This window comes from Ruegeria sp. HKCCD7221, from assembly GCF_013031225.1.
In the GTDB taxonomy this organism is placed as follows: domain Bacteria; phylum Pseudomonadota; class Alphaproteobacteria; order Rhodobacterales; family Rhodobacteraceae; genus Ruegeria.
The window spans coordinates 712,519-735,904 of the sequence record NZ_WPZE01000001.1; the positions used below are offsets into that span (position 1 = coordinate 712,519).

Consider the following 23,386-nt stretch of genomic DNA (forward strand, 5'->3'; position numbering starts at 1 on the left):
CGTTCAGGTCGGGTCTGGTAAGGTGTGTTTTGTGTCCAAAAAAGCCCCCTGAAAAGGGGGCTTTGCAAAATTAAACAGAGTCAGATTTATTTCTGCGGCAACGGCCCGATCATCATGATCATCTGGCGGCCTTCCATCTTGGGCATGTTCTCGACCTTGCCCAGTTCCTTGATGTCCTCGGCCACACGTTCCAACAGCTCACGCCCCAGATTTTGGTGTGCCATTTCACGACCACGGAAGCGCAGGGTGACTTTGACCTTGTCGCCCTTTTCCAGAAACTTGAAGACGTTCTTCATCTTGACGTCATAGTCATGCGTATCGGTGTTGGGCCGGAATTTGACCTCTTTCACTTCGATGACTTTTTGTTTCTTGCGGGCTTCGCTTTCGCGTTTCTGCTGTTCGTACTTGAACTTGCCAAAATCCATGATCTTGCAGACCGGGGGGTTCGCGTTGGGCGAAATCTCAACCAGGTCGAGGCCGGCATCGGCGGCAAGTTGCATGGCTTTAGCGGGATGAACCACCCCGACGTTGTCACCATCAGCACCAATCAGGCGAATTTCGGGGGCACGGATCTTTTCATTGACGCGCGGGCCGGTTTCTCGTTGCGGCGGCGCGTTGTGAGGTCTGCGGGCTATGGGTTCATTCCTTTGATGATTGCAGAATTTCGAGCCCGAAATTTAGACTGCCACGCGCCCTGATTCAAGCGCCAACCGCGCTGAAACGATTGAAATTCACATGATTCACGGCAGGTTTATGCGCCGGTCACAGTCTGTGCGGTGACCGGCACGGTCTGATCAGCCGACAAAGGCTTTTTCGATCACAAATTCCTTGGGCTCGGAATTTGCGCCCTCGCGCAGGCCGAACCCTTCAAGGATTTCCTTGATATCGAGGTTAAAGGCTAGCGAGCCACACACCATCGCGCGGTCGGTCTCGGGTTTGATGCCGCCTTCGATGCCAAGGTCCGCAAAAACGGTGCCGTCGTTCAGCAAATTGGTTATGCGGCCCATCTTTGGGCTCTCTTCCCGAGTCGTGGTCGGGTAGTAGCGGATCTTGTCTGCAAAACCTTCGCCCATCAGTTCGGCAAGCATCTCATCCTGACGTATGTCTTCGATCAGTTGACGGCCATATTCCAGCTCGGCCACTTCGCGGCAGGTGTGGGTGATGATGACTTCGTCGTAATCTTCGTAGGTCTGCGGCTCGCGCAGCAGCGAAGCGAAAGGCGCGAAACCGGTGCCGGTGGCAAAGAACCACAATCGCTTGCCCGGCAGCAGGGCGTCGTGGACCAGCGTGCCCACGGGCTTGGGCCGCAGGATGATCTGATCGCCGGGCTTGATATGCTGCAGCTTCGAGGTCAGCGGGCCATCCTGAACCTTGATCGAGTAGAACTCTAGCTCTTCATCCCACGATGGCGAAGCGATCGAATAGGCGCGCAGCAAAGGCTTGCCGTTGTCGCCCAACAGGCCGATCATCACGAACTCACCCGAGCGGAAGCGTAGCGAGGCAGGGCGCGATACCTTGAAGGAAAACAGGCTGTCGGTCCAATGCTTGACGTCAGTTACGGTCTGCGCGTCCGGCAGAACGGGGGCCTTCACGGTGGTTGCTTCGGTCACGGGCTTCATCTCTGTCATCGTTTCACTGTCGGTTTGCTAAACCGACATCTCCGTTTAATCTTTGATCCAAGTCAGGAAAAGGGGGCAGTTGCCGCTACGTCCTGTCGACAAGCTGTCGATTAGTTGCGGTTAACCGCGCAGGCGGGCTTGGTAGTTGTTCTCATCCCAGTTCGCACGCGCTAGCCACTGATCCTCGGGTTGCCGATTTGCAAGGTTGTGATCTATTTCTACTTCGTCGAATCCGCTGCGGCGGGCCATGGCGTATTGATCGGCCAGGACATGCCCCTTTGCGCGCAAGCGGCCTGAATAGCCTTTCAAGCGCAGAATGCGCGCGATCGTAAAGCCACGTCCGTCTGCCGAGGACGGAAAATCCACGCGCACCATCTTGGCGTTACCCAGGCGTTCAAAAAGTTCATCGGGGTCAGTGTCCGAGGCAACGTCCAGCGCAACAACGTCGTTGGCGGTGTCTTCCAGTGTGACAAACCCATCGGTCCAGTCGTCGGGGGCAAAGCCCTCATCGGTAACGATTACGTTCATGATGTCTCTCCGGCGCGCATCATCTTGCCATCGACAAAATGGATGCCGCATTCTTCCTTGTTCTGGTCGCGCCAGCGTCCGGCGCGCGGGTCTTCGCCCTCCTTGACCGGCGAGGTGCAGGGCGCACAGCCGATCGAAGGGTATCCTTTGGCCACCAGCGGATGCCGGGGTAGGTTGTTTTCGTCCATATAGGCGCGCACATCCTCGGGTGCCCAATGCGCCAGCGGGTTGACCTTGATCCGGCCCGTTCCGTCCTCGACCTCAAAGAAGTCAAGCGCAGCGCGGGTGCCGGACTGAAACCGTTTGCGCCCGGTTATCCAACCGCTATAGCCCATAAGGGCCTTTTGCAGCGGAAAGGTCTTGCGCAAGTTGCAGCACGCGTCCGTATCCCGCAAGCGCAAGGCTCCATAGGGGTCGTCACGTTGCACATCTTCGTCCTCGGCGCGGATGATCTGCACGTTTTTCAGGCCCAGACGTTCGCTCACCCCCTGCTGGTATTCCAGCGTTTCGGTGAACAGCATCTGCGTGTCCACGAACAGCACCGGGGTCATCTTGTCGACGACCGCCGCCATGTGCAGCAACACCACCGACTCGGCCCCGAAACTAGACACCAGGGCAAGGTCTTCAATCTGGTCGATGGCACCGTGCATCACGTCATGCGCACTGTGGTGCCGGAACCGGGCGTTCAGCGCATCGACCTTTTCGGTCAGCTCGCTGCGGTCCTTGCCCAGTTCCGTCTGGATCAGATCAAGCGGCATTCGCCTGAGCCTCGGGGTACAGAGCAGCCTTGAACGGAGCCATGCCAACACGGCGGTAGGTTTGCAGGAACTCCTCTTCGGCGCTGTCGCGCTGTTCCAGATAGGTGTTCACGATCCGCTCGACTGCCGGGACGATCTCATCATAGGCAAAGCCGGGACCGGTGCGATCGCCAATGGCTGCTGTCTCGGTGCCGTCACCGCCCAGAGTGATCTGGTAGTTCTCGACGCCTGCACGATCCAGGCCCAGGATACCGATGTGACCCACGTGGTGATGCCCGCACGCGTTGATGCAGCCCGAGATCTTGATCTTCAGGTGGCCGATATCATGCTCCAGCTTCAGGTCATCGAAGCGGGTTGCGATTTCCTGCGCAACCGGGATCGAGCGTGCTGTGGCCAGCGCGCAATAGTCCATGCCGGGGCAAGCGATAATGTCGCTGATCAGGCCAATATTGGCGGTGGCCAGTTCGTATTCCTTCAGCTTCGCGTGGATCGCGGGCAGGTCCGACTTGTGGACATGCGGCAGGATCACGTTCTGCTCATGGCTGATGCGCAGTTCGTCATAGGCGAATTCTTCGGCTAGGTCGGCCATCACACGCATCTGTTCGGCGGTCGCATCGCCCGGCGTTGCGCCGTGCTTTTTGATCGAGATCGTGACAATCGCGTGGTCCGCGTTCTTATGCGGCGCGATGTTGGTGTCGACCCACGACCGGAACACCGGATCGTTGCTGTAGGCACTCTCGAACGAGGCAACCGAAGCTTCGCGGAAATCGGGCGCGGCAAAGTGGGTTTTGATCTCATCCAGCAAGGCCATGTCGGCGCCCTTGAACTGCGGGCGAACCTGCAGGAAACGCTCGTTGACCTTGGCGCGGATCGTGTCGATGCCGTTTTCGTGCACAGTGATCTTGATGCGTGCCTTGTACTTGTTGTCGCGGCGACCGATCTGGTTCCACACGGACACTGTGGCCTCAAGGTACGCCAGCAGGTCATCAAAGGCGACGAAGTCCGACAGTTCTTTGCCGATCATCGGCGTGCGGCCTAGACCGCCGCCTACGATGACGCGGGCACCCAGAACGCCGTCACGCTCGACCAGTTGCAAACCGATGTCATGTGCCTTGATCACGGCGCGGTCGTTTTCGCTGCCGGTGATGGCGATCTTGAACTTGCGCGGCATGAACTGGAATTCCGGGTGGTCGGTGGACCACTGGCGCAACAGTTCGGCATAGGGGCGCGGGTCGGCGACCTCATCCGCGGCGGCACCGGCGAAATGGTCGGCAGTTACGTTGCGGATGGTGTTGCCCGAGGTCTGAATGGCGTGCATTCCCACTTCGGCCAGCGCGTCCAGCATATCCGGCACGTCTTTTAGCTTGGGCCAGTTGTACTGGATGTTCTGCCGCGTGGTGAAGTGGCCGTAACCTTTGTCCCACTTTTCGGCCAGCAGGGCCAGTTGGCGCATCTGCGCGCTGGAGAGTGTGCCGTAAGGGATAGCGACCCGCAGCATATAGGCGTGCAATTGCAGATACAGGCCGTTCATCAGGCGCAGGGGTTTAAACTCGTCCTCGGTCAATGAGCCGTCAATGCGGCGCTCGACCTGTGCGCGGAACTGTTTGTTGCGTTCTGCCAAAAATGCTGTGTCGAACTCGGAGTAGCGATACATGATTAGCTGTCCTTGGTTGCAGCCCCGATACCTGGGGGCTTAATGGGGAGAGAGAGGGCCTGATCTCAGGTCCGGGGCTGCGGGGAAGTTTCCTGTTTGCCATGGGCATAGTTGGACGGGCCAGTCCGACGGAAGTCTTCCCGAAAATGGGTCGGTTCGGGGCCGTTTTCACCGGCCACAGCGTCCGCAAGATACGCGCCGACGATGACATTTGCCTGACGTTCAGCATCCAGCAGGCGGACTTGCGCATGTGCTTCGTCGGTAATTAGCTCGGCCTCGGACAGGTCACGGGACCAGCGGTCGTCCTCGGTCAGATAGATCACGTCGCCTTCCAGCAAATGATTTGCGGTGATTACTTTTGGAGTAAAAGCGCGGGGCATCAGGCGTGCTCCTTCTTGTATTGGGTCAGGGCAGTAACCGCGTTGCGCGGTTCGAGGCCATAAAACATAAGGGTTGGGCCATCCATTTCGGCGGCAATTAGATCGTCAGGCAGTTGATCAAGTGTGGTCGCCAATACGTGCTGATCGGGTCGGGATGCGTTTTCGATCAGCGTTACCGGAGTCGCGCGATCTGCGCCGTGCATGATCAGACGACCTTGAATGAACCGAGCGGACTTTTTGCCCATATAGATCGCAGCGACGGATCCGGATTGGGCAAGCGCGGTCCAATCGTGGTCCGCGAAACCTTTCATGTCGTGGCCCGTCAGGAACCGGACCGAGGAATTGCGCCCCCGTTGGGTCAGGCTTTGACCGATCCCGGCAACAGCGGCAGAGGCCGCAGTAACGCCCGGAACGATGGTCCACGAGATTCCTGCGGCCTGAACCGCTTGGATTTCTTCATCAAGACGTCCAAACACCGTGGGATCGCCGGACTTAAGGCGAACTACGTGCTGACCGTTGACCGCGTGACTGACGAGAAGGGCGTCGATGTCTTCTTGTTTCCAAGACGGACCAAACCCCGCCTTGCCTACGTCGACCAAAACAGCGTTTCGGCCAGCCAGCGCCAGTACCTCGGCGCTGATCAGTCGGTCATGCAGGACGACATCTGCACGCTCAAAGGCTTTTAGCGCCTTGAGGGTCAGCAACTCGGGATCGCCCGGACCTGCGCCGACAAAGTCGACGTTCCCAATGCCATCATTTGTTTGCGAATGCCGCATGTCCCGTTCCACGGTTGGTTTGACTTGGCTTGCAATATAGGAAATATTCCCGGTAATGCGCCATATGGGCAGGTAAATAAGAACAATCGTTCCGGTGGGGGGCCCATTTGGAACGAAAGTTTTAAAACGAAGGAAAAATTGGAATGTCGGTGCGGATTGACGATACGGATCGGAAAATTCTGGTAGAGCTTCAGCGCGATGCCAGTCAATCACTGGACGAAATTGCGGCTCGGGTCGGCAGTTCGAAGACCCCGGTCTGGAATCGTATTCGCAAGCTCAAGGGCGCAGGCGTTATTGGTCAACAAACCGTTTTGTTGGACGCCGAGGCGCTTGGATTCGAAGCGACTTTCTTTGTTCTAATTCGCACGTCCGAGCATGAGGCAGACTGGCAGAGAAAGTTCTTGAAAGCCCTTCGTGATCGTCCCGAAGTTCAGGAGGCTCACAGGCTGGCTGGTGACATTGACTATATCCTGAAAGTCCGGGTCAAAAACGCGCGTGCCTATGACGAATTCTATCAGACACTGATCTCTGAGGTGCGCGTTCATAATGTCACGGCGTTGCTGTCAATGGAGGAAATCAAATCCACGACAATGCTGCCCCTGAATGCCTTGATCGAAAGCTGAAGCCTTAAACCTCGACTATAAGTTGGCTCAACCCGTGAAAGTGATAACTGTTTGAATAGTCGGGGCCTTTGCTAAGGCGCAAATTCGGGCACCGTTCGAACAGAACTGACAGCGCGATACGCATTTCGAGCCGTGCAAGCGGCGCGCCAACGCAGAAATGCAAGCCCCCTCCAAAGCTGCTGTTCGTTACTATCGTGCGGGTCGGATCGAAGGTATTGGGGTTTGCCCATACAACCGGATCACGGTTTGCCGCGCCTAGCAACAGTGCTACCTGATCCCCTCGCTTGAAGCTGTGATCGAATATCTTAATGTCTTCATAGGCATAGCGTGTGAACATATGCAGTGGAGGGTCAAAGCGCAGAAATTCTTCAACCGTCTTGTCGATCGCATCTGGTGAAAACGCGTCCTTGTGAATTCCAAGTTCTAATACCGTTTTGATCCCATTTCCCAGGGAATGAACCGTTGCTTCGTGCCCAGCGTTCAGCAGCAGGATGCAGGTGGCCACCAACTCTTCTTTGCTGAGTTTCTCACCATGCTCCTCGGCCTCGATCAGGCGGGTGATCAGGTCGTCGCGAGGATCATCGCGGCGCATTTCGATGTATGACGACAGAAACGCAGTGAAGTCCCGGGACGCGGTCGCCGCGTTGTCTTCGGTCTCACGGGTTTTGCTGGCCTGATACATGGCGACCATATCATGCGACCACCTAAGAAGGTCGGGCGACTTTTCCTCGGGAACGCCCAGAAGCCTGCAAATTGTAACGACAGGTATCTGAGTGCAGAAACCGCCCAGTATGTCAAACGGAGTTGCTGGAAACTGTTCAATCAGGGAATGGCTCAGATCGTAGATGGAATCTTCAAGGCCCGTAATGGCGCGGGACGTAAAGGCGCGCATCACAAGGGCGCGCAGGCGTGTGTGACGCGGCGGCTCTGCCTCTAGCAAAGAGTGCGCTTCGACGGCGAGCCACGGCGCAAGGTGGCTGGGGCCGGGGCTTTGCATTTCAACCGGGACTTCGCGGCCAAAACGGCGGTCTTTCAGCAGTGTCTGCACGGCCTTGTGCGAAACGGCTGCGGGCATTTTGTACTCAGACCAATAGAACAGGTCGCCATGCTCTCGGGCCCGGTCATAAAAAGGATAGGGGTTTTGGACGAAATCCGGGTCGACCGGCGATTGTGATAGGGTCTTCATGACGGGCACACTTGCCATGCGGCCCGGTGAATGCAAGACCCTATGACATGCAAAGGGTTTGGGTCGTACTGGGATTCTTGTTTGCTGTCGCGCTGTTGGCGGCCGGGGTGTGGTCCTATGGTTTCCGGCAGGCGTTGTCACAACTCAGCGAAAAAGCCCAGGCGGATTTGGAACTGGCAGCCGACCGCTTAAGCACCCAACTGCAAGTATATCAGGAATTGGCTGTTCTTATGGCCGGTCACCCGGACCTGAGAAACCTTCAGGTGTCGGATGACCCGGCGCAGGCGCGCGCGCTGTTGTTGGAGGTCGCCGACAAAACAGCCGCTGTCGACGTGATCTATGCCGATCCAACGGGCCGTGTACTGGCCGCTGCCCATGACGTGGTTGGTGGCAGCGTTTCCGGGCAGCCGGCCTTCGAACGTGCGATGCAAGGCGCCCTCGGAAGCGAGCACGGTGTTTTGACAAGTCAGGGCGACCGGTTCTTTTCCTATGCGGCCCCGGATTTTTCCCCAAGCGGTCAGGTATCCGGCGCGCTGGTGGTGATTGCCGATGTTGAGGACATCGAACAGGAATGGCGCGGCAGCACCGAAGCTGTGTTTTTCGTAGATCGCAACGGGGTTGTCTTCATCAGCAACAGGACTGAACTGTTGTTCTGGAAGCGCGAGAAAGGTCAACCCGGCCTTACGCCGCCGGACGGTCAGACCTTATCGTTTGCCGCAGATCAGGTTGGTCCTTTTGAGGTTTGGGACTTGGGATGGGGGCCATACCTTCCCGCGCGGGCGTTGCATCTGAGCCGTGATTTGCCGGTGATCGGCATGACGGGCGAAGTTGTCATGGACATTGCGCCAGCCCAACGTCTTGCCAGCCTTCAGGCGGCGACTGTTGCAGCGATCTGTCTTGCGTTTGGCGCGTTGCTGTTTCTCGCAACCGAGCGCAGGCGTACCCTTGCGCAAGCCAATGCAGTTTTGGAAAGTCGGGTCGCGCAGAGAACCCACGCTCTCACGGCTGCGAATACGGCACTTCGCCGTGAAGTGCGCGAGAGGCAGGAGGCTGAGACAGCCTTGAAGCACGCCCAAGAGGACCTTATTCAAGCGGGTAAGTTGAATGCGCTGGGTCAGATGTCAGCCGGTATCAGTCACGAGTTGAACCAGCCGTTAATGGCCATCCAACAATTTGCGGACAACGGTACCGCGTTCCTGACACGAGGGCGCGAAGAAAGGGCAGCGGAAAACCTGACTCGTATCTCCGAGATGGCGGCGCGCATGGCGCGGATCATCAAGAACTTGCGTGCCTTTTCCCGAAATGAAAGCGAACCGATGGGCAAGGTCAATTTGGTACAGGTCATTGATACTGCGGTGGAGTTGACCCAAGCCCGGCTAAGGTCGGAACAGGTGCAAATGGATTGGGCCTCACCTGCGGAACCAGTTTATGCGTGGGGCGGTGAGGTGCGGCTGGTTCAGGTCTTTGTAAACCTCATCAATAACGCCGCTGATGCCATGAGCCATCAGGATGAAAGGCTGGTCCGAATTCGTATTCACATCGGATCGGGGTCCAAATTGTCTGTTACTGTTCGGGATATTGGTCCGGGCATAGAAAACTCGGAAAAACTGTTCGAGCCGTTTTACACGACAAAGACGGTTGGGTCCTCGGAAGGCATGGGGCTGGGGCTTTCGATTTCTTATGGTCTGATCCAGAGTTTTGGCGGAAACATTCGTGGCTCCAACACTGAAAGGGGCGCAGAGTTCACTGTTGAACTTGAACATTTCAGGGAAAAAGAAGCGATATGACCCGAAAGGTATTACTGGTCGATGACGATGCCGCCGTTCGCGAGGCACTGGCGCAAACGCTTGAACTGGCTGATTATGCGCCTGTGACAGCCGGGTCATTCGTTGCGGCCAAGGATCACATTCGGACCGATTTTCAGGGGGTAATTGTTTCGGATATCCGTATGCCCGGTCGGGATGGATTTCATCTGCTCACCTACGCGCACGAGGTCGATCCCGAGTTGCCGGTCATTCTGTTGACCGGAGAAGGCGACATCCCGATGGCTGTTCAGGCGATGGGGAAGGGGGCTTTTGATTTTCTGGAAAAGCCCTGTGCCGCCGCCGAGTTGCTTGAAGTTATTGGGCGGGCGGCGGACGCGCGATCGCAGGTCCTGGAACAGCGGGCGCTTAAGCGAGAGCTTGAGCGCGGCGATCCGGCGGCCCGATTGCTGTTTGGGCATTCTCCCCAAGCGGAAGAACTACGAAACCGCACCCGAACCGCTGCCCCGACCAAAGCCGAGGTCCTTGTAACGGGGCCGGCGGGCAGTGGTATCGCCAAGGTCGCCGAGGTCATTCATATGATGTCACCGCAGGCACAGGGTGCTTTTGTCAAACGACAGGTTTCAGGGCTTTCGCGTGAGGATTTGGTGCGGGCATGTGAAGATGCTGCGGGCGGCTCCTTGTTTCTGGATGAGATCGGGACGATGCCCGAGGCAACGCAATATGCAGCCCTTGAGATGCTGGAGCAGGGCGTCGAGGCAAGGATTCTGGCAGGAACGACGACCGACTTGGCCAGTTTGTCAGCCAAGGGACAGTTTAACGCCGATCTTTTCTATCGATTGGACGTAATGCGGGTGCGCATTCCCTCTCTGGCTGAACGTCGTGAGGATATACCGGTAATTTTCAGGCACTATGTGGGGCAGGCGGCCGAGCAGACGGGGATTGCGGCCCCAGAAGTGACCTCAGAGCATTTGGCATCGCTTATGGCCAGTGATTGGCCGGGTAACTCTCGGTCTTTGATGTCGGCTGCGATGCGCTTTGTCCTAGGTATGCCCGAAGAGGTATCCCGGGCAGCGGATTTGGGGTTGAATGAGCAGATGGCGCAAGTGGAAAGGTCATTGCTGATCGCGGCATTGGGTCGCCACAACGGCAAGGCGGCAGACGCAGCAAAGGCACTGAAACTTCCTAGGAAGACTTTCTATGACAAGCTTGCCCGATATCAGATTCGCCCAGAAGACTATCGCAGGTAACATGCCCTCGCGCCCCCTTTTTCTGCATTGTCATGCAGTTAAAGGCGTTGGAGGTGGCAGTTCGTCCAGGCGAACTGCGGTCGATTCCGGGTGATTCTCGGTAAACGAATCGTCAATCGTGCGGAATTTCGCACAAAGTGGTTCAAACCTGTGCGGAATTTCGCACTGGCCTAATTCCCTTGACGCAGAGTTGGTTGGGAATGTCCAATAGGTATCTGAAAATAAACAAAAATAAGTTTTGGAATCTGGAATCGAACAAAAAGTTGAGGCGTAAGGGACGATTCGGTTCACTCCCCGGCATGCGACGCAGCCTATGCGTCCTTTGAATGCATCTATGAAGTCTGGGAGGAAGAGACTGATGAAATTCCTGACAACGGCTGCAACCGCTGTTGCGCTGACCGTAACTGCAACTGCTGGTATGGCGGCCTGCGATGACGGCGAAATCGTAGTGAAATTCGCCCATGTGACAAACACGGATAAACACCCCAAGGGTATTGCGGCCTCGCTGCTGGAACAGCGCGTCAATGATGAGATGAACGGCGTGATGTGCATGGAGGTGTTCCCAAACTCGACCCTCTATAATGATGACAAAGTGCTGGAAGCGATGCTGCAGGGTGACGTGCAACTGGCCGCTCCGTCGCTGTCGAAATTTGAGAAATTCACCAAGCAGTTCCGCCTGTTTGACCTGCCGTTCATGTTTAAGAACATCGACGCGGTCGATGCATTCCAGGCATCGGCAGACGGTCAGGCCATGAAAGACAGCATGCAGCGTCGCGGCCTGCAAGGGTTGGCGTTCTGGCACAATGGCATGAAGCAGATGTCGGCCAACAAACCTCTGGTTGACCCGTCGGATGCGGATGGTCTGAAGTTCCGCGTTCAGTCCTCGGACGTTCTGGTGGCGCAGATGGAAGCCATCGGTGGCAGCCCGCAGAAAATGGCGTTCTCGGAAGTCTACGGCGCGCTACAACAGGGCGTTGTGGACGGGCAGGAAAACACCTGGTCTAACATCTACGGCAAAAAGTTCTTCGAGGTGCAGGACGGCATCACCGAAACCAACCACGGCATCATTGACTATCTGGTCGTGACCTCGGTCGACTGGCTGGACAGCCTCGAGCCGGAAGTGCGTGAACAGTTCCTGACCATTCTGGACGAAGTGACAGAGACCCGGAACAAGGAAGCCTTTGCTGTGAACGAAGCGGCCAAAGCCTCGATCACCGACGCGGGTGGTATCATCCGTGACCTGAACCCTGAACAGCGTCAGGCCTGGGTCGATGCGATGAAGCCCGTCTGGGACAAATTCGCTGATGACGTGGGTCAGGACAAGATCGACGCCGCTCAGGCGATCAACGCCGGGTTCTAATCCCGGTTCAGGCAACGCGTCGGGGGACTGGGGAGTTATCGACGCGTCGCCCGGGCGGGCCATAATGTGCCCGCCCCAATATTTCTCATCACAAAAAAATGTGGGGACAGAAAGATGTCTGGTGCGAATCCCGGCCAAGGCGGGCTGATCGACCATATCGAGGAAACCCTGATCGCGGTATTGCTTGGCCTGATGACGGCTGTGACCTTTGCCAACGTGATCGCGCGGTTTGCCTTTAATTCCAACATTCTTTGGGCGCTTGAGCTGACAGTGTTCATGTTTGGCTGGCTGGTTCTGCTGGGCGCATCCTATGCGGTCAAAAAGCACGCACATCTGGGCGTGGACGCGATCCTGAACATGCTGGCCCCTGGGCCGCGCCGCATTCTGGCGCTGATTTCGGTGGCGTGTTGCCTGGTTTTCTCGCTGTTGCTGCTGAAGGGGTCATACGACTATTGGGCGGTATTTGCAGACCTGCCGCCCACCTCGGGGCGTTGGTTCCCGACCGGGTTCGACACCGGCGCGCGCAGCCAGAGCTTCTATGAAGTTGACGACATTCCAATGGTCGCACCGCTGCGCTTTCTGGAAGATTTAATCAACTATGGCGAGGGCTACGAGAAGATCCCGAAAGTCATCCCGTATCTGGTTTTGCCGGTTTCCATGCTACTGCTGGTAATCCGGTTTTCGCAAGTCGCTGTACAAATCTGGCGCGGCGAAACCGACCGCCTTGTCGCCAGCCACGAAGTCGAGGACGAGATTGAAGAAGTCCGCGCTCAGCAAGGAGAGCATAACTAATGGACGTCGTTCTTCTATTCTCAATGGTCATCGGCCTGCTGCTGATCGGTGTTCCGATTGCGGTGGCGCTTGGCCTCAGCTCGACACTGTTCCTGCTGATCTATTCCGATAGCTCTCTGGCCTCGGTCGCGGGCACGCTGTTTGAGGCATTCGAGGGGCATTTTACCCTGCTGGCGATCCCGTTCTTTATCCTCGCGTCGTCCTTCATGACGACGGGCGGGGTGGCGCGTCGGATCATCCGGTTCTCGATTGCCTGTGTGGGGCATCTGCCGGGCGGGTTGGCGATTGCGGGTGTGTTTGCCTGTATGTTGTTTGCCGCTTTGTCGGGGTCGTCCCCGGCGACTGTGGTAGCCATCGGTTCGATCGTGATCGCAGGTATGCGTCAGGTGGGCTATTCTAAAGAATTCGCCGCCGGTGTGATCTGTAACGCCGGTACGCTGGGCATCCTGATCCCGCCCTCCATCGTGATGGTGGTCTATGCAGCTGCGGTCGAGGTTTCGGTCGGGCGCATGTTCCTGGCCGGGGTTATTCCGGGCCTGATGGCCGGTCTGATGCTGATGATTACCATCTACGTGATTGCCAAGGTCAAGAACCTTCCCAAAGGTGACTGGAAAGGGTGGGGCGAGATCTTCGCCTCGGCCCGTGAGGCCGGGTGGGGCCTGTTCCTGATCGTGATCATTCTGGGTGGTATCTACGGCGGTATCTTCACCCCGACCGAGGCCGCAGCCGTGGCCGCCGTCTATGCGTTCCTGATCGCCAGCTTTGTCTACAAGGACATGGGCCCGCTCAGCACGGAAGAAGGGCAACCCAACCTGCCGCTGATCAAAAAGCCCTATGCATTGATCACGGCGTTCATCCACCCCGACACCAAGCACACGCTGTTTGAGGCTGGGAAGTTGACCGTCACGCTGCTGTTCGTGATCGCCAACGCGCTGATCCTGAAACATGTGCTGACGGACGAGCAAGTACCGCAACATATCGCCAGCGCGATGCTTTCGGCTGGTCTGGGTCCGGTGACCTTCCTGATCGTGGTAAACGTGATCCTGCTGATCGGCGGTCAGTTCATGGAGCCCTCGGGCTTGCTGGTCATCGTTGCACCCTTGGTGTTTCCGATTGCCATCGAGCTGGGCATCGACCCGATCCATCTGGGCATCATCATGGTGGTCAACATGGAGATCGGGATGATCACACCTCCGGTCGGGCTGAACCTGTTCGTGACCTCGGGCGTTGCCGGAATGCCTATGATGAGCGTCGTGAAGGCGGCGCTGCCCTTCCTGGCGGTTCTGTTCGTCTTCCTAATCATGGTCACATATATCCCATGGATATCGACCTTCTTGCCCAACACCTTCATGGGGCCAGAGATCATAACGAACTAGCCGAAGCGGCACAAAAGCCGGGCCTCATCGGTCCGGCTTTTTCTTTTCTACCCCTCTTGATGACACTTCCGCCATCCCCATCTTGAGGGCAGAGGACGACCTCACCATTATGGTCAATCATTCGGGACGACTCGAACGGACATGAGGTGCCTCAATGCCTTGGGTTTTTCTGTTATTTGCCGGTCTGCTGGAAATCGTCTGGGCGGTTGCGATGAAGCAATCGGCAGGATTTACGCGGCTTTGGCCTACGGCCCTGATGGGTGTTTCAATGATCGGATCGTTTGGCCTGTTGGCGCTGGCGATGCGCGACCTGCCACTGGGAACGGCCTACACAATCTGGACCGGGATCGGTGCGGTTGGCGCTTTTATGGTCGGGGTCATGTTTCTGGGCGAGGCTCTTACAGCCCCGCGCCTTGTTGCAACGGCCTTGATCGTGGCTGGTCTGGTGATGATGAAGCTGGCCTGACGCTCAGGCGTTTTGGAGCGCGTCGATGATACCGGCGAAATCTTGTGCCTTGAGGCTGGATCCGCCGACCAAAGCCCCGTCCACATTGGACACGGCAAAAATTTCAGCGGCATTACCCGGCTTGACCGACCCACCATACAGCAGCCGGACCGAGCGGCCCACGCCCTCGCCAAATCGCCGTTCCAGACGGGCGCGGATAAAGTCGTGAACCTCACCAATTTCGTCCAAGGTCGGCACCTTGCCGGTGCCAATGGCCCAGATGGGTTCATATGCGACGATCAGGTTCTCGCCGGTGGATAGATCAGGAATCGACCCCGACATCTGTCCACCGATGATATCCAGCGTATTGGCCGCCTCGCGCTGTTCAAGGCTTTCGCCAACGCAGATAATTGCCTTTAGACCTGCGTCCATGGCAGCGCGAGCCTTGGCGCGGACGTCTTCGTTTTGCTCATCATGATCTTCGCGCCGTTCGGAATGACCCAGGATAACGGCCGTGGCCCCCGCATCCACCAACATCTCGGCGCTGATATCACCTGTATGCGCGCCAGACCCGTTGGCGTGGCAATCCTGCCCTCCAACTTCGATATGGGTGGAATGCACCGTTTCGGCAGCCCTATGGAGCAATGTGGCAGGCGGACAAATCAGAACTTCAACCGACGGGGCGGGGTACGTATTTGCGAGCGACGTCAACTCCCCCAAAGCAGATGACGTTCCGTTCATTTTCCAATTACCTGCCGCCAGCTTGCGCCGCATCTTACGTACTCCCACATGATCTGTTGTTTGACCCTCGGATAACACCCGGGGCAGGGCGTGACAATTCTGGTTGCAGACCAGCGGCGAAATCGACAGAAATCCCGCAAAAGAATGAGGCAGATATGATCGACACTCTGGATCTGGAAAAACTGGATACCCGCAACAAGGTCGAGTTGGCCCGGCTGCAGCGCGCTGTCAGGGATGTCGGCTTTCTGTGTGTGTCCAACACGGGTTTGGACAATGCCCGCGTCGAGAGGGTGCTGTTGGAATACCGCGCGTTCTTTCATCTGCCGGAAGCTGAGAAAAGGCGCGTTGACATGGCTACGACCGGCGCAAACCGGGGCTGGGGTGCATCCAGATCCGAGCAGGTTGACCCCAGCGCAAACCCTGATTTCAAAGAGGTGTTTGATTGCGGCTATGAACTGGCGGCTGGCGATCCCTATGCAAACCGGGGGTTGAGCGTCTATGCCCCGAACCTGTGGCCCCAATCGCCGTCAGGGTTTCGGGACACGATCCAAGATTACTATGACGATGCCTGTGCTGTTGCGCTGCGTATCCTGCGCGCTATTGCTGCCGCTTTGGGCCGGGACGCGCACAGCTTTGATACGGCTTTTGAGACACCCATGGCTTTGCTGAGGGGCAATTTCTACCCACAACGCCCCGCGTGGGCTGGCGCGCAGGATTTCGGTATCGGCGCACATACGGACTATGGCTGTCTGACCCTATTGGCCACAGATGGTACGCCGGGTCTTGAGGCGCAGTTGCCGGATGGTAACTGGGCCGAGGTGTGTGCTGATCCAGGCACCTTTATTATCAATTTCGGGGAAATGTTGGAGTTCTGGACCAAAGGGCAGGTTAAAGCGACGATGCACAGGGTTGTCGGAGGCGCGGAAGAGCGGCTTTCAATTCCGCTGTTTTTCAACCCGTCCTACGACACCAATGTCGCGCCACCGGACTCAGATCAAATTATATCCGCCGGAGAACACCTCACCCGTCGGTTCAATGAAACATACATCCACCTAAAGACGGCGTCTTAACGCTGTGTTGACAGGGTTTCGTCGAACTTAATGGATTCACCGCAACCGCAGGCATCGACAACGTTGGGGTTGCGGAACTTGAAGCCGGATTCCAACAGCGACACTTCATAGTCGATCTCGGTTCCGAACAGGAACATCTGGGCCATCGGCGCGATCATGACCCGCGCACCGTCCTGTTCAACGACCTCATCATTGACATCGGCTTCGTCGACATAGTCCATCGTGTATTCCATGCCCGCACAACCCCCTTTCTTTACGCCAATACGCAAACCGGCATGTCCGCCAGTATCCATCAGGCGGGCAATCTGCGCAGCAGCTTTAGGCGTCATCGTCACGGCGTTTTTGCCGGGAATGCCGAACATGTTGATCTCCGTTTTCACAGGTTGGTTTCAATTTAATGCTGACTCGACGCAGTCTCAAGTCATAGCAGCCCTGCTTACCTAACTTTTCGAGTCAAGTTTGCGAAATGGGCCTGTATTCGTTTGCTTTTGGCAACATGATGGTTTTAGCCTGAACCGTGTTTGAGCAGAGAATTCAGAGGGCACAATCTTATGAACAGTCGATTTAAGAAGACGCAGCGCGGATTGTTTGTTTTATCCGCAACCGCAGCAATTCTAGCCGTTTCGGGCATGTCGATGGCGGATGAGGCAGCTCGTCACCCTGTAAACTGCGCAACCGCCGAAGGTGATCTTCGCGCAATTGCCGCAGAAAAGAAACATGCGCAGGATCAGCAAGTTGAGAGCGCGATTGCGATCACCCCCGCAGGCGCGTTGCTGGGGCTGGTCACCGGAACCGAAAAGAAAAGACTTACAATGTTGTCAGGCGATTACGTCAAACAGTTGGACCAGCGCGCCGACGAGATAAAGACCACTTGCAACATTCAGTGATCGGCGGGATATCGGCCTGGTTGCCCTATTCAACTTAGGCCATTGTAATCACTGGGTTTACATGAAGCCCAGTTCAAGCCGCGCCTCGTCGGACATCATTTCCATGCCCCAGGGCGGCTCCCACGTCAGTTCGACGTCGACCTCTTTGACGCCAGCGACGGGCTCAATAGCCTCAACGATCCAGCCGGGCATTTCACCGGCAACAGGGCAACCCGGAGCCGTCAGTGTCATGATGACCTTGACTGCGTTATCGCTGGTAATGTCGATCGTATAGATCAGGCCCAAATCGTAAATATTTACAGGGATTTCAGGGTCATAGACCGTCCGGCAAGCTTCGACCACTGCGTCATACAGGGGGTGCTCAATGGTTGAAGGCGCGATCAGCGGGGTTCCTTCAAACTGTTCACTCGGATGAGTCATTTTTGCCTCGGGTCTGTTTCCTGAGAATTTATATAGGGAAAGCCACTGGCAGCGTCCAGTGGGGGTGTGGCGCCAAAAAGGGCGCCAGCGCTATTTTTCGTTGATGTCGTGGTTGAAGGTTTTCACCTGTCCATGGGGCAACGAATACATGCGGCGCAACACAAGCCAGGAAACCAATGACAACACCGCAAAGATCAGCAGCAAAATCGACAGCGACGGGGCGAAGCCGGGAATTACCAGCAAGATACCCGTAATTGCGGCACCGATCGCAAAGCCAAGAAAGATGAACCCGGGCAAGACGATCTCTAGGATGCCGAGGGCTAAAGCCCCGGCAAGCCAGATCCACCATGTCAGCCAGAACGGGTCGGCCATCACTTTGCTCCTTTCAGCATTTTGAACGCATCGCCGAATGCTTCAAGTGCGTTGGCGGGCACAACAATCGTTTGCGAACCGGTTCCGTTCCCCAGCGCATTCAGGGCTTCAACTTGTTTCAACGCGACCTGGTACTGGGCGGCTTCGATGCCATTGTCCTGAATGGCCTTGGCAACAACGCCGGTGGCATAAGCTTCGGCCTCGGCCTGAATACGGCGCGCCTTAGCAGTCTGTTCGGCCGCGTAAAGTTCTGCGTCCGCCTGAAGCTCGACCGAGCGTTTCTGACCTTCGGCCTCGGTAACCTGCGCACGGCGCGCACGTTCTGCGTTCAATTGCTGTAACATCGCGTCGCGGGTTGCCTGATCCAGGTTCACATCCAGAATCTCGGCCCGGGTCACTTCGATTCCCCAATCATCCACAGCGGTTTCAACGCTTTCCTGAATGCGAGTGATCAGTTGGGCACGGTTTGATTGCACCTCGTCCAGATCCATTTTACCGATCTCGGCTCGCACGATCCCCGCCACGGTGGTGGCAATCGCTCCGTCTACGTCGCGGATACGGTAAACCGTCTTTTCCGGTTCCAGAATGCGATAGAACACCGAGGTGTCGATTTGCACCAGCACGTTGTCCTTGGTGATCGCGTCTTGCGTTGCATTGGGAAGTTGGCGTTCCAGAATGGATATCTTGTGGCGCGCAACATCCAGAAACGGAACGATAAAATTGATGCCGGGGCCAAGGACCGAATGCAGTCGGCCAAACCGTTCAACCACGTATTTTTCGGATTGAGGTACGATTTTAATGCCTTTGAAAATAACGACGACAACCAGAACCGCCGCAAGTAAGTAGATAATGTTTGATGAAAGCAGTCCAAAAATTTGGTCTTCGGTCATATCTGTCCTCTATTATTGTGTACGATGGTATACATTTGGGGATTGAATCGCACAATTTCAACTCAGGTATGAAGGGAATGCGCATAATTGCATATCTTTGACCTTAACGCCGTGTACCGGATTTTTGGGAATGTGGCTGCTTTGCATCCTGAAAAGGTTGGGTACGGTTGAGGTAAATGTACGAAGGCGACCCCACGTTTGGCGTTTATTCTCCGGGTATTGTGCGATCCATAAAAACCGGGCTTTGCGCATCGACTTGCCGACGGGTTGCAATACAGCCTCAGATCAGGCAAATGCTGCCCGGTTCAGCGACCCAAAGAGCGATCCAATGACCGAGCGGTTTTCTTTCGAGCTAAAGGCCACCGATGGCAAGACCAGAACGGGCGTCATAAACACGCCGCGTGGCGACGTACGTACACCCGCTTTTATGCCTGTTGGCACTGCGGCCACCGTAAAGGCGATGATGCCGGAAAGCGTGCGTGCGACCGGTGCGGATATATTGCTGGGCAACACCTATCACCTGATGCTTCGCCCAACTGCCGAGCGTATTGATCGGCTGGGTGGCCTGCACAAGTTCATGAACTGGGAACGTCCCATTCTGACGGATTCGGGTGGGTTTCAGGTCATGTCGTTGGCGGGCCTCCGTAAGCTGACCGAAAAGGGCGTGACCTTCAAATCTCATATTGACGGGTCAAAACATGAACTGACGCCAGAAAGGTCGATGGAAATCCAGCGTCTGCTGGGGTCTGACATCGTCATGTGTTTCGATGAATGTCCGGCGCTGCCTGCTGACCGCGATCGGATAGCCGAGTCCATGCGCCTGTCGATGCGTTGGGCCGAGCGGTCGCGCGAGGCTTTTGGTGACCGTCCCGGTCATGCATTGTTCGGTATCCAGCAAGGGGGGCTGGAACAGGACTTTCGCGAGGAATCGGCCGACGCGTTGAAAGAAATCGGGTTCGAAGGTTACGCGGTCGGCGGATTGGCCGTTGGGGAAGGCCAAGAGGCCATGTTCGACGTGCTGGATTTCGCCCCCGATATGCTGCCGCCAGATAAGCCTCGGTATCTTATGGGTGTCGGAAAGCCCGACGATATCGTTGGGGCCGTTGCACGCGGAATTGATATGATGGACTGCGTCCTTCCATCTCGGTCCGGGCGCACGGGGCAGGTGTTCACGCGCTATGGCGTTGTAAACATTAAGAATGCGCGCCACGCCGATGATCCACGCCCATTGGACGAGAATTGCGCGTGCCCGGCCTGTTCCAACTATTCCCGCGCATATCTGCACCACGTGTTCCGGTCGAATGAGATGATTTCGGGAATGCTTTTGACCTGGCATAACCTGCATTATTTTCAGGAAATCATGCAGGGAATGCGTGACGCTATCGCGGCGGGAACCTTTCAGGCGTGGCATTCCGAATTCCACGCGCAGCGCGCGCAAGGCGATATTGAGCCGATTTAATAACGCGGACCCACCTTCTTGTGGTAAAATCCGTGGATATATTGGCGCGACGCCTTGCAGTCCGAAAAACCACGGGTCATTCTGATTGAGACAAATGACGGTGAGGTTGAAAACGGGCGGTGAAGCCCCACCTTAATCGTCCAAACAGGAGACGGTCGGGCGTTGCCTCGATGAGGGACCGGTGCCGTCTTGCCAATGATAAGGATTGAGCATGCAAGAGCCTCTGAATTCCTCGTACCCAGTACTTCCGCTGCGCGACATTGTGGTATTCCCACACATGATCGTGCCGCTGTTCGTGGGTCGGGAAAAATCCGTCCGCGCGCTGGAAGAAGTGATGCAGGACGACAAGCAGATTCTGCTGTCCAGCCAGATTGACCCAAGCGATGATGATCCTTCGGAAGACGGCATCTATCGCTCAGGTGTTTTGGCGAATGTTCTGCAGCTGCTGAAACTGCCTGACGGTACTGTAAAAGTGCTGGTTGAAGGGCAGGCGCGTGTTCAGATCAACGAATTCCTGACGAATGACGAATTCTTTGAAGCCCGCGCGGAATACCTGACCGAAATTCCCGGTGACGTGACCACAACCGAAGCGTTGTTGCGCACCGTTGCCGATGAATTCGAGCGTTACGCGAAGGTACGCAAGAACATCCCAGAAGAAGCCCTTACTGCGGTAGGTGAAACTGCCGAACCGGCGAAGCTGGCTGATCTTGTGTCGGGTCATTTGGGCATCGAGGTTGAACAGAAGCAGGAGTTGCTGGAAACCCTCAGCGTCAGTGAGCGGCTTGAGAAGGTCTATGGTCTGATGCAGGGCGAGATGTCGGTTCTGCAGGTCGAGAAAAAGATCAAGACCCGCGTGAAATCTCAGATGGAGAAGACCCAGCGCGAGTACTACCTGAATGAGCAGATGAAGGCCATTCAGAAGGAGCTGGGCGATGGTGAGGACGGCAGCAACGAAGTTGCTGAACTGGAAGCCAAAATCGCCGAGACCAAGTTGTCGAAAGAGGCGCGCGAAAAGGCCGAAGGCGAGCTGAAGAAGCTCAAGAACATGTCGCCCATGTCGGCTGAGGCCACAGTCGTGCGGAATTATCTGGACTGGATCTTGTCTCTGCCGTGGGGCACCAAATCCCGCGTCAAAAAGGACTTGGGCCGTGCGCAGGATGTTCTGGATGCCGATCACTATGGCCTTGAGAAGGTCAAGGAACGGATCGTCGAATATCTAGCGGTTCAGCAGCGGTCGAAAAAGCTGAAAGGCCCGATCCTGTGTCTTGTTGGCCCCCCGGGTGTGGGTAAAACCTCGCTTGGTAAGTCGGTTGCCAAAGCCACGGGGCGCGAGTTCATTCGCATCTCGCTGGGTGGTGTGCGCGACGAATCCGAGATTCGAGGTCACCGCCGGACCTATATCGGCTCGATGCCCGGTAAGATCATTCAGGCGCTGAAGAAGGCAAAAACCACGAACCCGCTGATCTTGCTCGATGAAATCGACAAGATGGGGCAGGATTTCCGTGGCGACCCGGCTTCGGCGATGCTGGAAGTGTTGGACCCGGAACAGAACAGCACGTTCATGGACCACTACCTTGAGGTCGAATATGACCTATCCAACGTGATGTTCCTAACCACCTCGAACAGCTACAATATGCCTGGGCCTCTGTTGGACCGGATGGAGATCATTCCGCTGGCTGGCTATACGGAGGAAGAGAAGTCCGAGATCGCCAAGCAGCACCTGATCAGCAAGCAGGTCAAAAACCACGGTCTAAAGGCCAAGGAATTTGAACTGACCGATGAGGCGTTGCAGTCGATCATCCGCACCTATACCCGCGAGGCGGGCGTGCGGAACCTTGAACGTGAAATTGCCAAGGTTGCTCGGAAGTCGCTGACCAAGATCATCAAGAAAGAGGCGGAATCGGTTACCGTGACGCCCGAAAATCTGGATGATTTTCTTGGCGTGCCCAAGTTCCGTTATGGTCTGGCTGAACAGGACGATCAGGTTGGTGTTGTAACCGGTCTGGCCTGGACGTCGGTTGGTGGAGATCTGCTGCACATCGAGGCGCTGAAACTGCCGGGCAAAGGTCGCATGAAGACCACGGGAAAGTTGGGCGATGTGATGAAAGAGTCGATCGACGCCGCTTCGTCTTATGTTCGTTCAATTTCGCCTCAGATCGGGGTCAAGCCGCCGAAATTTGACACGCTTGATATCCACGTTCACGTGCCGGACGGCGCGACGCCCAAGGATGGGCCCTCTGCCGGACTAGCAATGGTGACGTCGATCGTGTCGGTGCTGACCGGTATTCCGGTGCGCAAAGACATCGCCATGACGGGCGAAGTGTCTCTGCGCGGTAACGCAATGCCGATTGGGGGGCTGAAAGAAAAGCTGCTGGCGGCCCTGCGCGGTGGTATCAAGACGGTCCTGATCCCGGAAGAGAATGAGAAAGATCTGGCGGATATTCCGGACAATGTAAAAGAGGGGCTGGAAATCATTCCCGTAACCCATGTGTCCGAAGTTCTGAAACAAGCGCTGGTGCGCGAGCCTGAGCCGATCGAATGGGACGAAGCCGCAGAAGAAGCAGCAGCTGCGGCGGCAAAGTCGAAGGATAGTTCAGGGGCGTCTGCAACGACGCACTAAGCTTTGATCTTAATGGATTGGGCGGGGTTTCGACCTCGCCCTTCTTCTTATGCCCGGACGACAAGTCCAAAGGTCTGTTCGCGATCCTAAAAAGGGTAGGTGGTGGGTGATAAGAGATTTGAACTCCTGACATCTTCGATGTGAACGAAGCGCTCTAACCCAATCCGCACGTGCAACAAGGTGCTGTTTTCCACTGCCGCCACCGACACTCCATTGAAAGATGTCTTGCGTTGCCAGTAGCTTGACGCTCTCACAGTGGACAAAGCAATGCAATGCTGTAAGTGTGTTTTGCCCATACCTAAACGCTGTAATTCAGTAAGAGCAGTAGCGCGTTTGCAGCGGAGGCGCAGCGGTCGTCACCTGCCATGGGGGTATGGGGGCAACTGGCTACACAGTTAGTATAGATACCCTCCCAAA

24 protein-coding genes are annotated in these 23,386 nt (G+C 56.4%); 11 read left to right on the forward strand and 13 right to left on the reverse strand.

The genetic code is table 11. The features are described from left to right. Positions 1 to 86: 86 nt before the first annotated feature. From infC to cobA, 7 genes are all read right to left on the reverse strand, one after another. Entirely contained in the window at positions 87 to 635 is a 549-nt protein-coding gene (infC, locus tag GOX73_RS03510) for a translation initiation factor IF-3 (protein ID WP_171121702.1), read from the reverse strand. A gap of 159 nt (positions 636 to 794) precedes the next feature. Then, positions 795 to 1,628, reverse strand: coding sequence for a ferredoxin--NADP reductase (locus tag GOX73_RS03515; RefSeq protein WP_171125256.1), 834 nt, complete (start codon positions 1,626 to 1,628; stop codon positions 795 to 797). A 111-nt stretch (positions 1,629 to 1,739) separates the two neighbouring features. Beyond that, a complete protein-coding gene (locus tag GOX73_RS03520; RefSeq protein ID WP_171125253.1) occupies positions 1,740 to 2,147 on the reverse strand; it encodes a DUF934 domain-containing protein in 408 nt (135 codons plus the stop codon). Continuing rightward, positions 2,144 to 2,905, reverse strand: coding sequence for a phosphoadenylyl-sulfate reductase (locus GOX73_RS03525; RefSeq protein ID WP_171121303.1), 762 nt, complete (start codon positions 2,903 to 2,905; stop codon positions 2,144 to 2,146). The genes GOX73_RS03520 and GOX73_RS03525 overlap by 4 nt, the downstream gene beginning before the upstream one ends. Beyond that, a complete protein-coding gene (locus GOX73_RS03530; RefSeq protein WP_171125251.1) occupies positions 2,895 to 4,559 on the reverse strand; it encodes a nitrite/sulfite reductase in 1,665 nt (554 codons plus the stop codon). The genes GOX73_RS03525 and GOX73_RS03530 overlap by 11 nt, the downstream gene beginning before the upstream one ends. Positions 4,560 to 4,624: 65 nt before the next feature. Beyond that, complete coding sequence (locus GOX73_RS03535; RefSeq protein WP_171121305.1) at positions 4,625 to 4,939, reverse strand: DUF2849 domain-containing protein; 315 nt, start codon at positions 4,937 to 4,939, stop codon at positions 4,625 to 4,627. Continuing rightward, positions 4,939 to 5,715, reverse strand: a complete 777-nt coding sequence (gene cobA / locus GOX73_RS03540; protein ID WP_171125249.1) for a uroporphyrinogen-III C-methyltransferase — start codon at positions 5,713 to 5,715, stop codon at positions 4,939 to 4,941. Before cobA ends, GOX73_RS03535 begins: the two co-directional genes overlap by 1 nt. A gap of 143 nt (positions 5,716 to 5,858) precedes the next feature. Between cobA and GOX73_RS03545 the strand changes: the two genes are divergently transcribed. Next, positions 5,859 to 6,338, forward strand: coding sequence for an Lrp/AsnC family transcriptional regulator (locus GOX73_RS03545; RefSeq protein ID WP_170442447.1), 480 nt, complete (start codon positions 5,859 to 5,861; stop codon positions 6,336 to 6,338). A 4-nt stretch (positions 6,339 to 6,342) separates the two neighbouring features. Here GOX73_RS03545 and GOX73_RS03550 read toward each other — a convergent pair whose 3' ends face one another. After that, positions 6,343 to 7,524: a cytochrome P450 gene (locus GOX73_RS03550; protein ID WP_171125247.1), complete on the reverse strand. Its 1,182-nt coding sequence runs from the start codon at positions 7,522 to 7,524 to the stop codon at positions 6,343 to 6,345. A 47-nt stretch (positions 7,525 to 7,571) separates the two neighbouring features. Here GOX73_RS03550 and GOX73_RS03555 point away from each other — a divergent pair, with 47 nt between their 5' ends. The 6 genes from GOX73_RS03555 to GOX73_RS03580 all read left to right on the forward strand — a co-directional run bounded on the left by GOX73_RS03555 (position 7,572) and on the right by GOX73_RS03580 (position 14,531). Beyond that, complete coding sequence (locus tag GOX73_RS03555; RefSeq protein WP_171125245.1) at positions 7,572 to 9,311, forward strand: ATP-binding protein; 1,740 nt, start codon at positions 7,572 to 7,574, stop codon at positions 9,309 to 9,311. Next, positions 9,308 to 10,537 carry a sigma-54 dependent transcriptional regulator gene (locus GOX73_RS03560; RefSeq protein ID WP_171125243.1) on the forward strand — a complete coding sequence of 410 codons (1,230 nt, stop codon included), beginning with the start codon at positions 9,308 to 9,310 and terminating at the stop codon, positions 10,535 to 10,537. The genes GOX73_RS03555 and GOX73_RS03560 overlap by 4 nt, the downstream gene beginning before the upstream one ends. 358 nt (positions 10,538 to 10,895) lie before the next feature. Continuing rightward, complete coding sequence (locus GOX73_RS03565; protein WP_304621567.1) at positions 10,896 to 11,897, forward strand: DctP family TRAP transporter solute-binding subunit; 1,002 nt, start codon at positions 10,896 to 10,898, stop codon at positions 11,895 to 11,897. 114 nt (positions 11,898 to 12,011) lie between these two features. Continuing rightward, positions 12,012 to 12,689: a TRAP transporter small permease gene (locus tag GOX73_RS03570; RefSeq protein WP_171125241.1), complete on the forward strand. Its 678-nt coding sequence runs from the start codon at positions 12,012 to 12,014 to the stop codon at positions 12,687 to 12,689. Beyond that, on the forward strand, positions 12,689 to 14,065 hold the full coding sequence (locus tag GOX73_RS03575; protein WP_171125239.1) for a TRAP transporter large permease: 1,377 nt from the start codon (positions 12,689 to 12,691) through the stop codon (positions 14,063 to 14,065). Before GOX73_RS03570 ends, GOX73_RS03575 begins: the two co-directional genes overlap by 1 nt. 154 nt (positions 14,066 to 14,219) lie before the next feature. After that, positions 14,220 to 14,531, forward strand: a complete 312-nt coding sequence (locus tag GOX73_RS03580; protein WP_171125237.1) for a multidrug efflux SMR transporter — start codon at positions 14,220 to 14,222, stop codon at positions 14,529 to 14,531. A 3-nt stretch (positions 14,532 to 14,534) separates the two neighbouring features. Here the strand turns inward: GOX73_RS03580 and tpiA are convergent, their stop codons facing one another. Beyond that, positions 14,535 to 15,284 (reverse strand): triose-phosphate isomerase, encoded by a 750-nt coding sequence (gene tpiA, locus GOX73_RS03585; RefSeq protein ID WP_171134787.1) that lies wholly within the window; start codon positions 15,282 to 15,284, stop codon positions 14,535 to 14,537. 122 nt (positions 15,285 to 15,406) lie between these two features. On the opposite strand from tpiA, the gene GOX73_RS03590 reads away from it, so the two are divergent. After that, complete coding sequence (locus GOX73_RS03590) at positions 15,407 to 16,321, forward strand: isopenicillin N synthase family oxygenase (RefSeq protein WP_171125233.1); 915 nt, start codon at positions 15,407 to 15,409, stop codon at positions 16,319 to 16,321. On the opposite strand, the gene GOX73_RS03595 is transcribed toward GOX73_RS03590, so the two are convergent. Continuing rightward, positions 16,318 to 16,683: an iron-sulfur cluster assembly accessory protein gene (locus GOX73_RS03595; RefSeq protein WP_171125231.1), complete on the reverse strand. Its 366-nt coding sequence runs from the start codon at positions 16,681 to 16,683 to the stop codon at positions 16,318 to 16,320. The two genes, GOX73_RS03590 and GOX73_RS03595, sit on opposite strands and share 4 nt — an antisense overlap. Positions 16,684 to 16,872: 189 nt before the next feature. On the opposite strand from GOX73_RS03595, the gene GOX73_RS03600 reads away from it, so the two are divergent. Beyond that, the gene (locus tag GOX73_RS03600) at positions 16,873 to 17,208 is read left to right on the forward strand and encodes a hypothetical protein (RefSeq protein ID WP_254429111.1); all 336 of its coding nucleotides are present in this window, start codon (positions 16,873 to 16,875) and stop codon (positions 17,206 to 17,208) included. Positions 17,209 to 17,265: 57 nt separating this feature from the next. Here the strand turns inward: GOX73_RS03600 and GOX73_RS03605 are convergent, their stop codons facing one another. The 3 genes from GOX73_RS03605 to GOX73_RS03615 form a co-directional block, all read right to left on the reverse strand. After that, a complete protein-coding gene (locus GOX73_RS03605) occupies positions 17,266 to 17,628 on the reverse strand; it encodes an SUF system Fe-S cluster assembly protein (RefSeq protein WP_171121316.1) in 363 nt (120 codons plus the stop codon). A 90-nt stretch (positions 17,629 to 17,718) separates the two neighbouring features. After that, positions 17,719 to 18,000 (reverse strand): NfeD family protein, encoded by a 282-nt coding sequence (locus GOX73_RS03610; protein ID WP_171121317.1) that lies wholly within the window; start codon positions 17,998 to 18,000, stop codon positions 17,719 to 17,721. After that, positions 18,000 to 18,890 (reverse strand): SPFH domain-containing protein, encoded by an 891-nt coding sequence (locus tag GOX73_RS03615; protein WP_171121318.1) that lies wholly within the window; start codon positions 18,888 to 18,890, stop codon positions 18,000 to 18,002. Before GOX73_RS03615 ends, GOX73_RS03610 begins: the two co-directional genes overlap by 1 nt. A gap of 328 nt (positions 18,891 to 19,218) precedes the next feature. Between GOX73_RS03615 and tgt the strand changes: the two genes are divergently transcribed. Further along, positions 19,219 to 20,349: a tRNA guanosine(34) transglycosylase Tgt gene (gene tgt / locus GOX73_RS03620; protein WP_171125229.1), complete on the forward strand. Its 1,131-nt coding sequence runs from the start codon at positions 19,219 to 19,221 to the stop codon at positions 20,347 to 20,349. Positions 20,350 to 20,560: 211 nt separating this feature from the next. Continuing rightward, the gene (gene lon / locus GOX73_RS03625) at positions 20,561 to 22,969 is read left to right on the forward strand and encodes an endopeptidase La (protein WP_171125227.1); all 2,409 of its coding nucleotides are present in this window, start codon (positions 20,561 to 20,563) and stop codon (positions 22,967 to 22,969) included. Positions 22,970 to 23,386: the final 417 nt, after the last annotated feature.

Bases quoted from the DNA above. Each gene is read 5' to 3' on its own strand.
- GOX73_RS03515 (WP_171125256.1), bottom strand. From the start codon at position 1,628: ATGACAGAGATGAAGCCCGTGACCGAAGCAACCACCGTGAAGGCCCCC.
- GOX73_RS03520 (WP_171125253.1), bottom strand. From the start codon at position 2,147: ATGAACGTAATCGTTACCGATGAGGGCTTTGCCCCCGACGACTGGACC.
- GOX73_RS03525 (WP_171121303.1), bottom strand. From the start codon at position 2,905: ATGCCGCTTGATCTGATCCAGACGGAACTGGGCAAGGACCGCAGCGAG.
- GOX73_RS03530 (WP_171125251.1), bottom strand. From the start codon at position 4,559: ATGTATCGCTACTCCGAGTTCGACACAGCATTTTTGGCAGAACGCAAC.
- GOX73_RS03535 (WP_171121305.1), bottom strand. From the start codon at position 4,939: ATGCCCCGCGCTTTTACTCCAAAAGTAATCACCGCAAATCATTTGCTG.
- cobA (WP_171125249.1), bottom strand. From the start codon at position 5,715: ATGCGGCATTCGCAAACAAATGATGGCATTGGGAACGTCGACTTTGTC.
- GOX73_RS03545 (WP_170442447.1), top strand. From the start codon at position 5,859: ATGTCGGTGCGGATTGACGATACGGATCGGAAAATTCTGGTAGAGCTT.
- GOX73_RS03550 (WP_171125247.1), bottom strand. From the start codon at position 7,524: ATGAAGACCCTATCACAATCGCCGGTCGACCCGGATTTCGTCCAAAAC.
- GOX73_RS03555 (WP_171125245.1), top strand. From the start codon at position 7,572: ATGCAAAGGGTTTGGGTCGTACTGGGATTCTTGTTTGCTGTCGCGCTG.
- GOX73_RS03560 (WP_171125243.1), top strand. From the start codon at position 9,308: ATGACCCGAAAGGTATTACTGGTCGATGACGATGCCGCCGTTCGCGAG.
- GOX73_RS03565 (WP_304621567.1), top strand. From the start codon at position 10,896: ATGAAATTCCTGACAACGGCTGCAACCGCTGTTGCGCTGACCGTAACT.
- GOX73_RS03570 (WP_171125241.1), top strand. From the start codon at position 12,012: ATGTCTGGTGCGAATCCCGGCCAAGGCGGGCTGATCGACCATATCGAG.
- GOX73_RS03575 (WP_171125239.1), top strand. From the start codon at position 12,689: ATGGACGTCGTTCTTCTATTCTCAATGGTCATCGGCCTGCTGCTGATC.
- GOX73_RS03580 (WP_171125237.1), top strand. From the start codon at position 14,220: ATGCCTTGGGTTTTTCTGTTATTTGCCGGTCTGCTGGAAATCGTCTGG.
- tpiA (WP_171134787.1), bottom strand. From the start codon at position 15,284: ATGCGGCGCAAGCTGGCGGCAGGTAATTGGAAAATGAACGGAACGTCA.
- GOX73_RS03590 (WP_171125233.1), top strand. From the start codon at position 15,407: ATGATCGACACTCTGGATCTGGAAAAACTGGATACCCGCAACAAGGTC.
- GOX73_RS03595 (WP_171125231.1), bottom strand. From the start codon at position 16,683: ATGTTCGGCATTCCCGGCAAAAACGCCGTGACGATGACGCCTAAAGCT.
- GOX73_RS03600 (WP_254429111.1), top strand. From the start codon at position 16,873: ATGAACAGTCGATTTAAGAAGACGCAGCGCGGATTGTTTGTTTTATCC.
- GOX73_RS03605 (WP_171121316.1), bottom strand. From the start codon at position 17,628: ATGACTCATCCGAGTGAACAGTTTGAAGGAACCCCGCTGATCGCGCCT.
- GOX73_RS03610 (WP_171121317.1), bottom strand. From the start codon at position 18,000: ATGGCCGACCCGTTCTGGCTGACATGGTGGATCTGGCTTGCCGGGGCT.
- GOX73_RS03615 (WP_171121318.1), bottom strand. From the start codon at position 18,890: ATGACCGAAGACCAAATTTTTGGACTGCTTTCATCAAACATTATCTAC.
- tgt (WP_171125229.1), top strand. From the start codon at position 19,219: ATGACCGAGCGGTTTTCTTTCGAGCTAAAGGCCACCGATGGCAAGACC.
- lon (WP_171125227.1), top strand. From the start codon at position 20,561: ATGCAAGAGCCTCTGAATTCCTCGTACCCAGTACTTCCGCTGCGCGAC.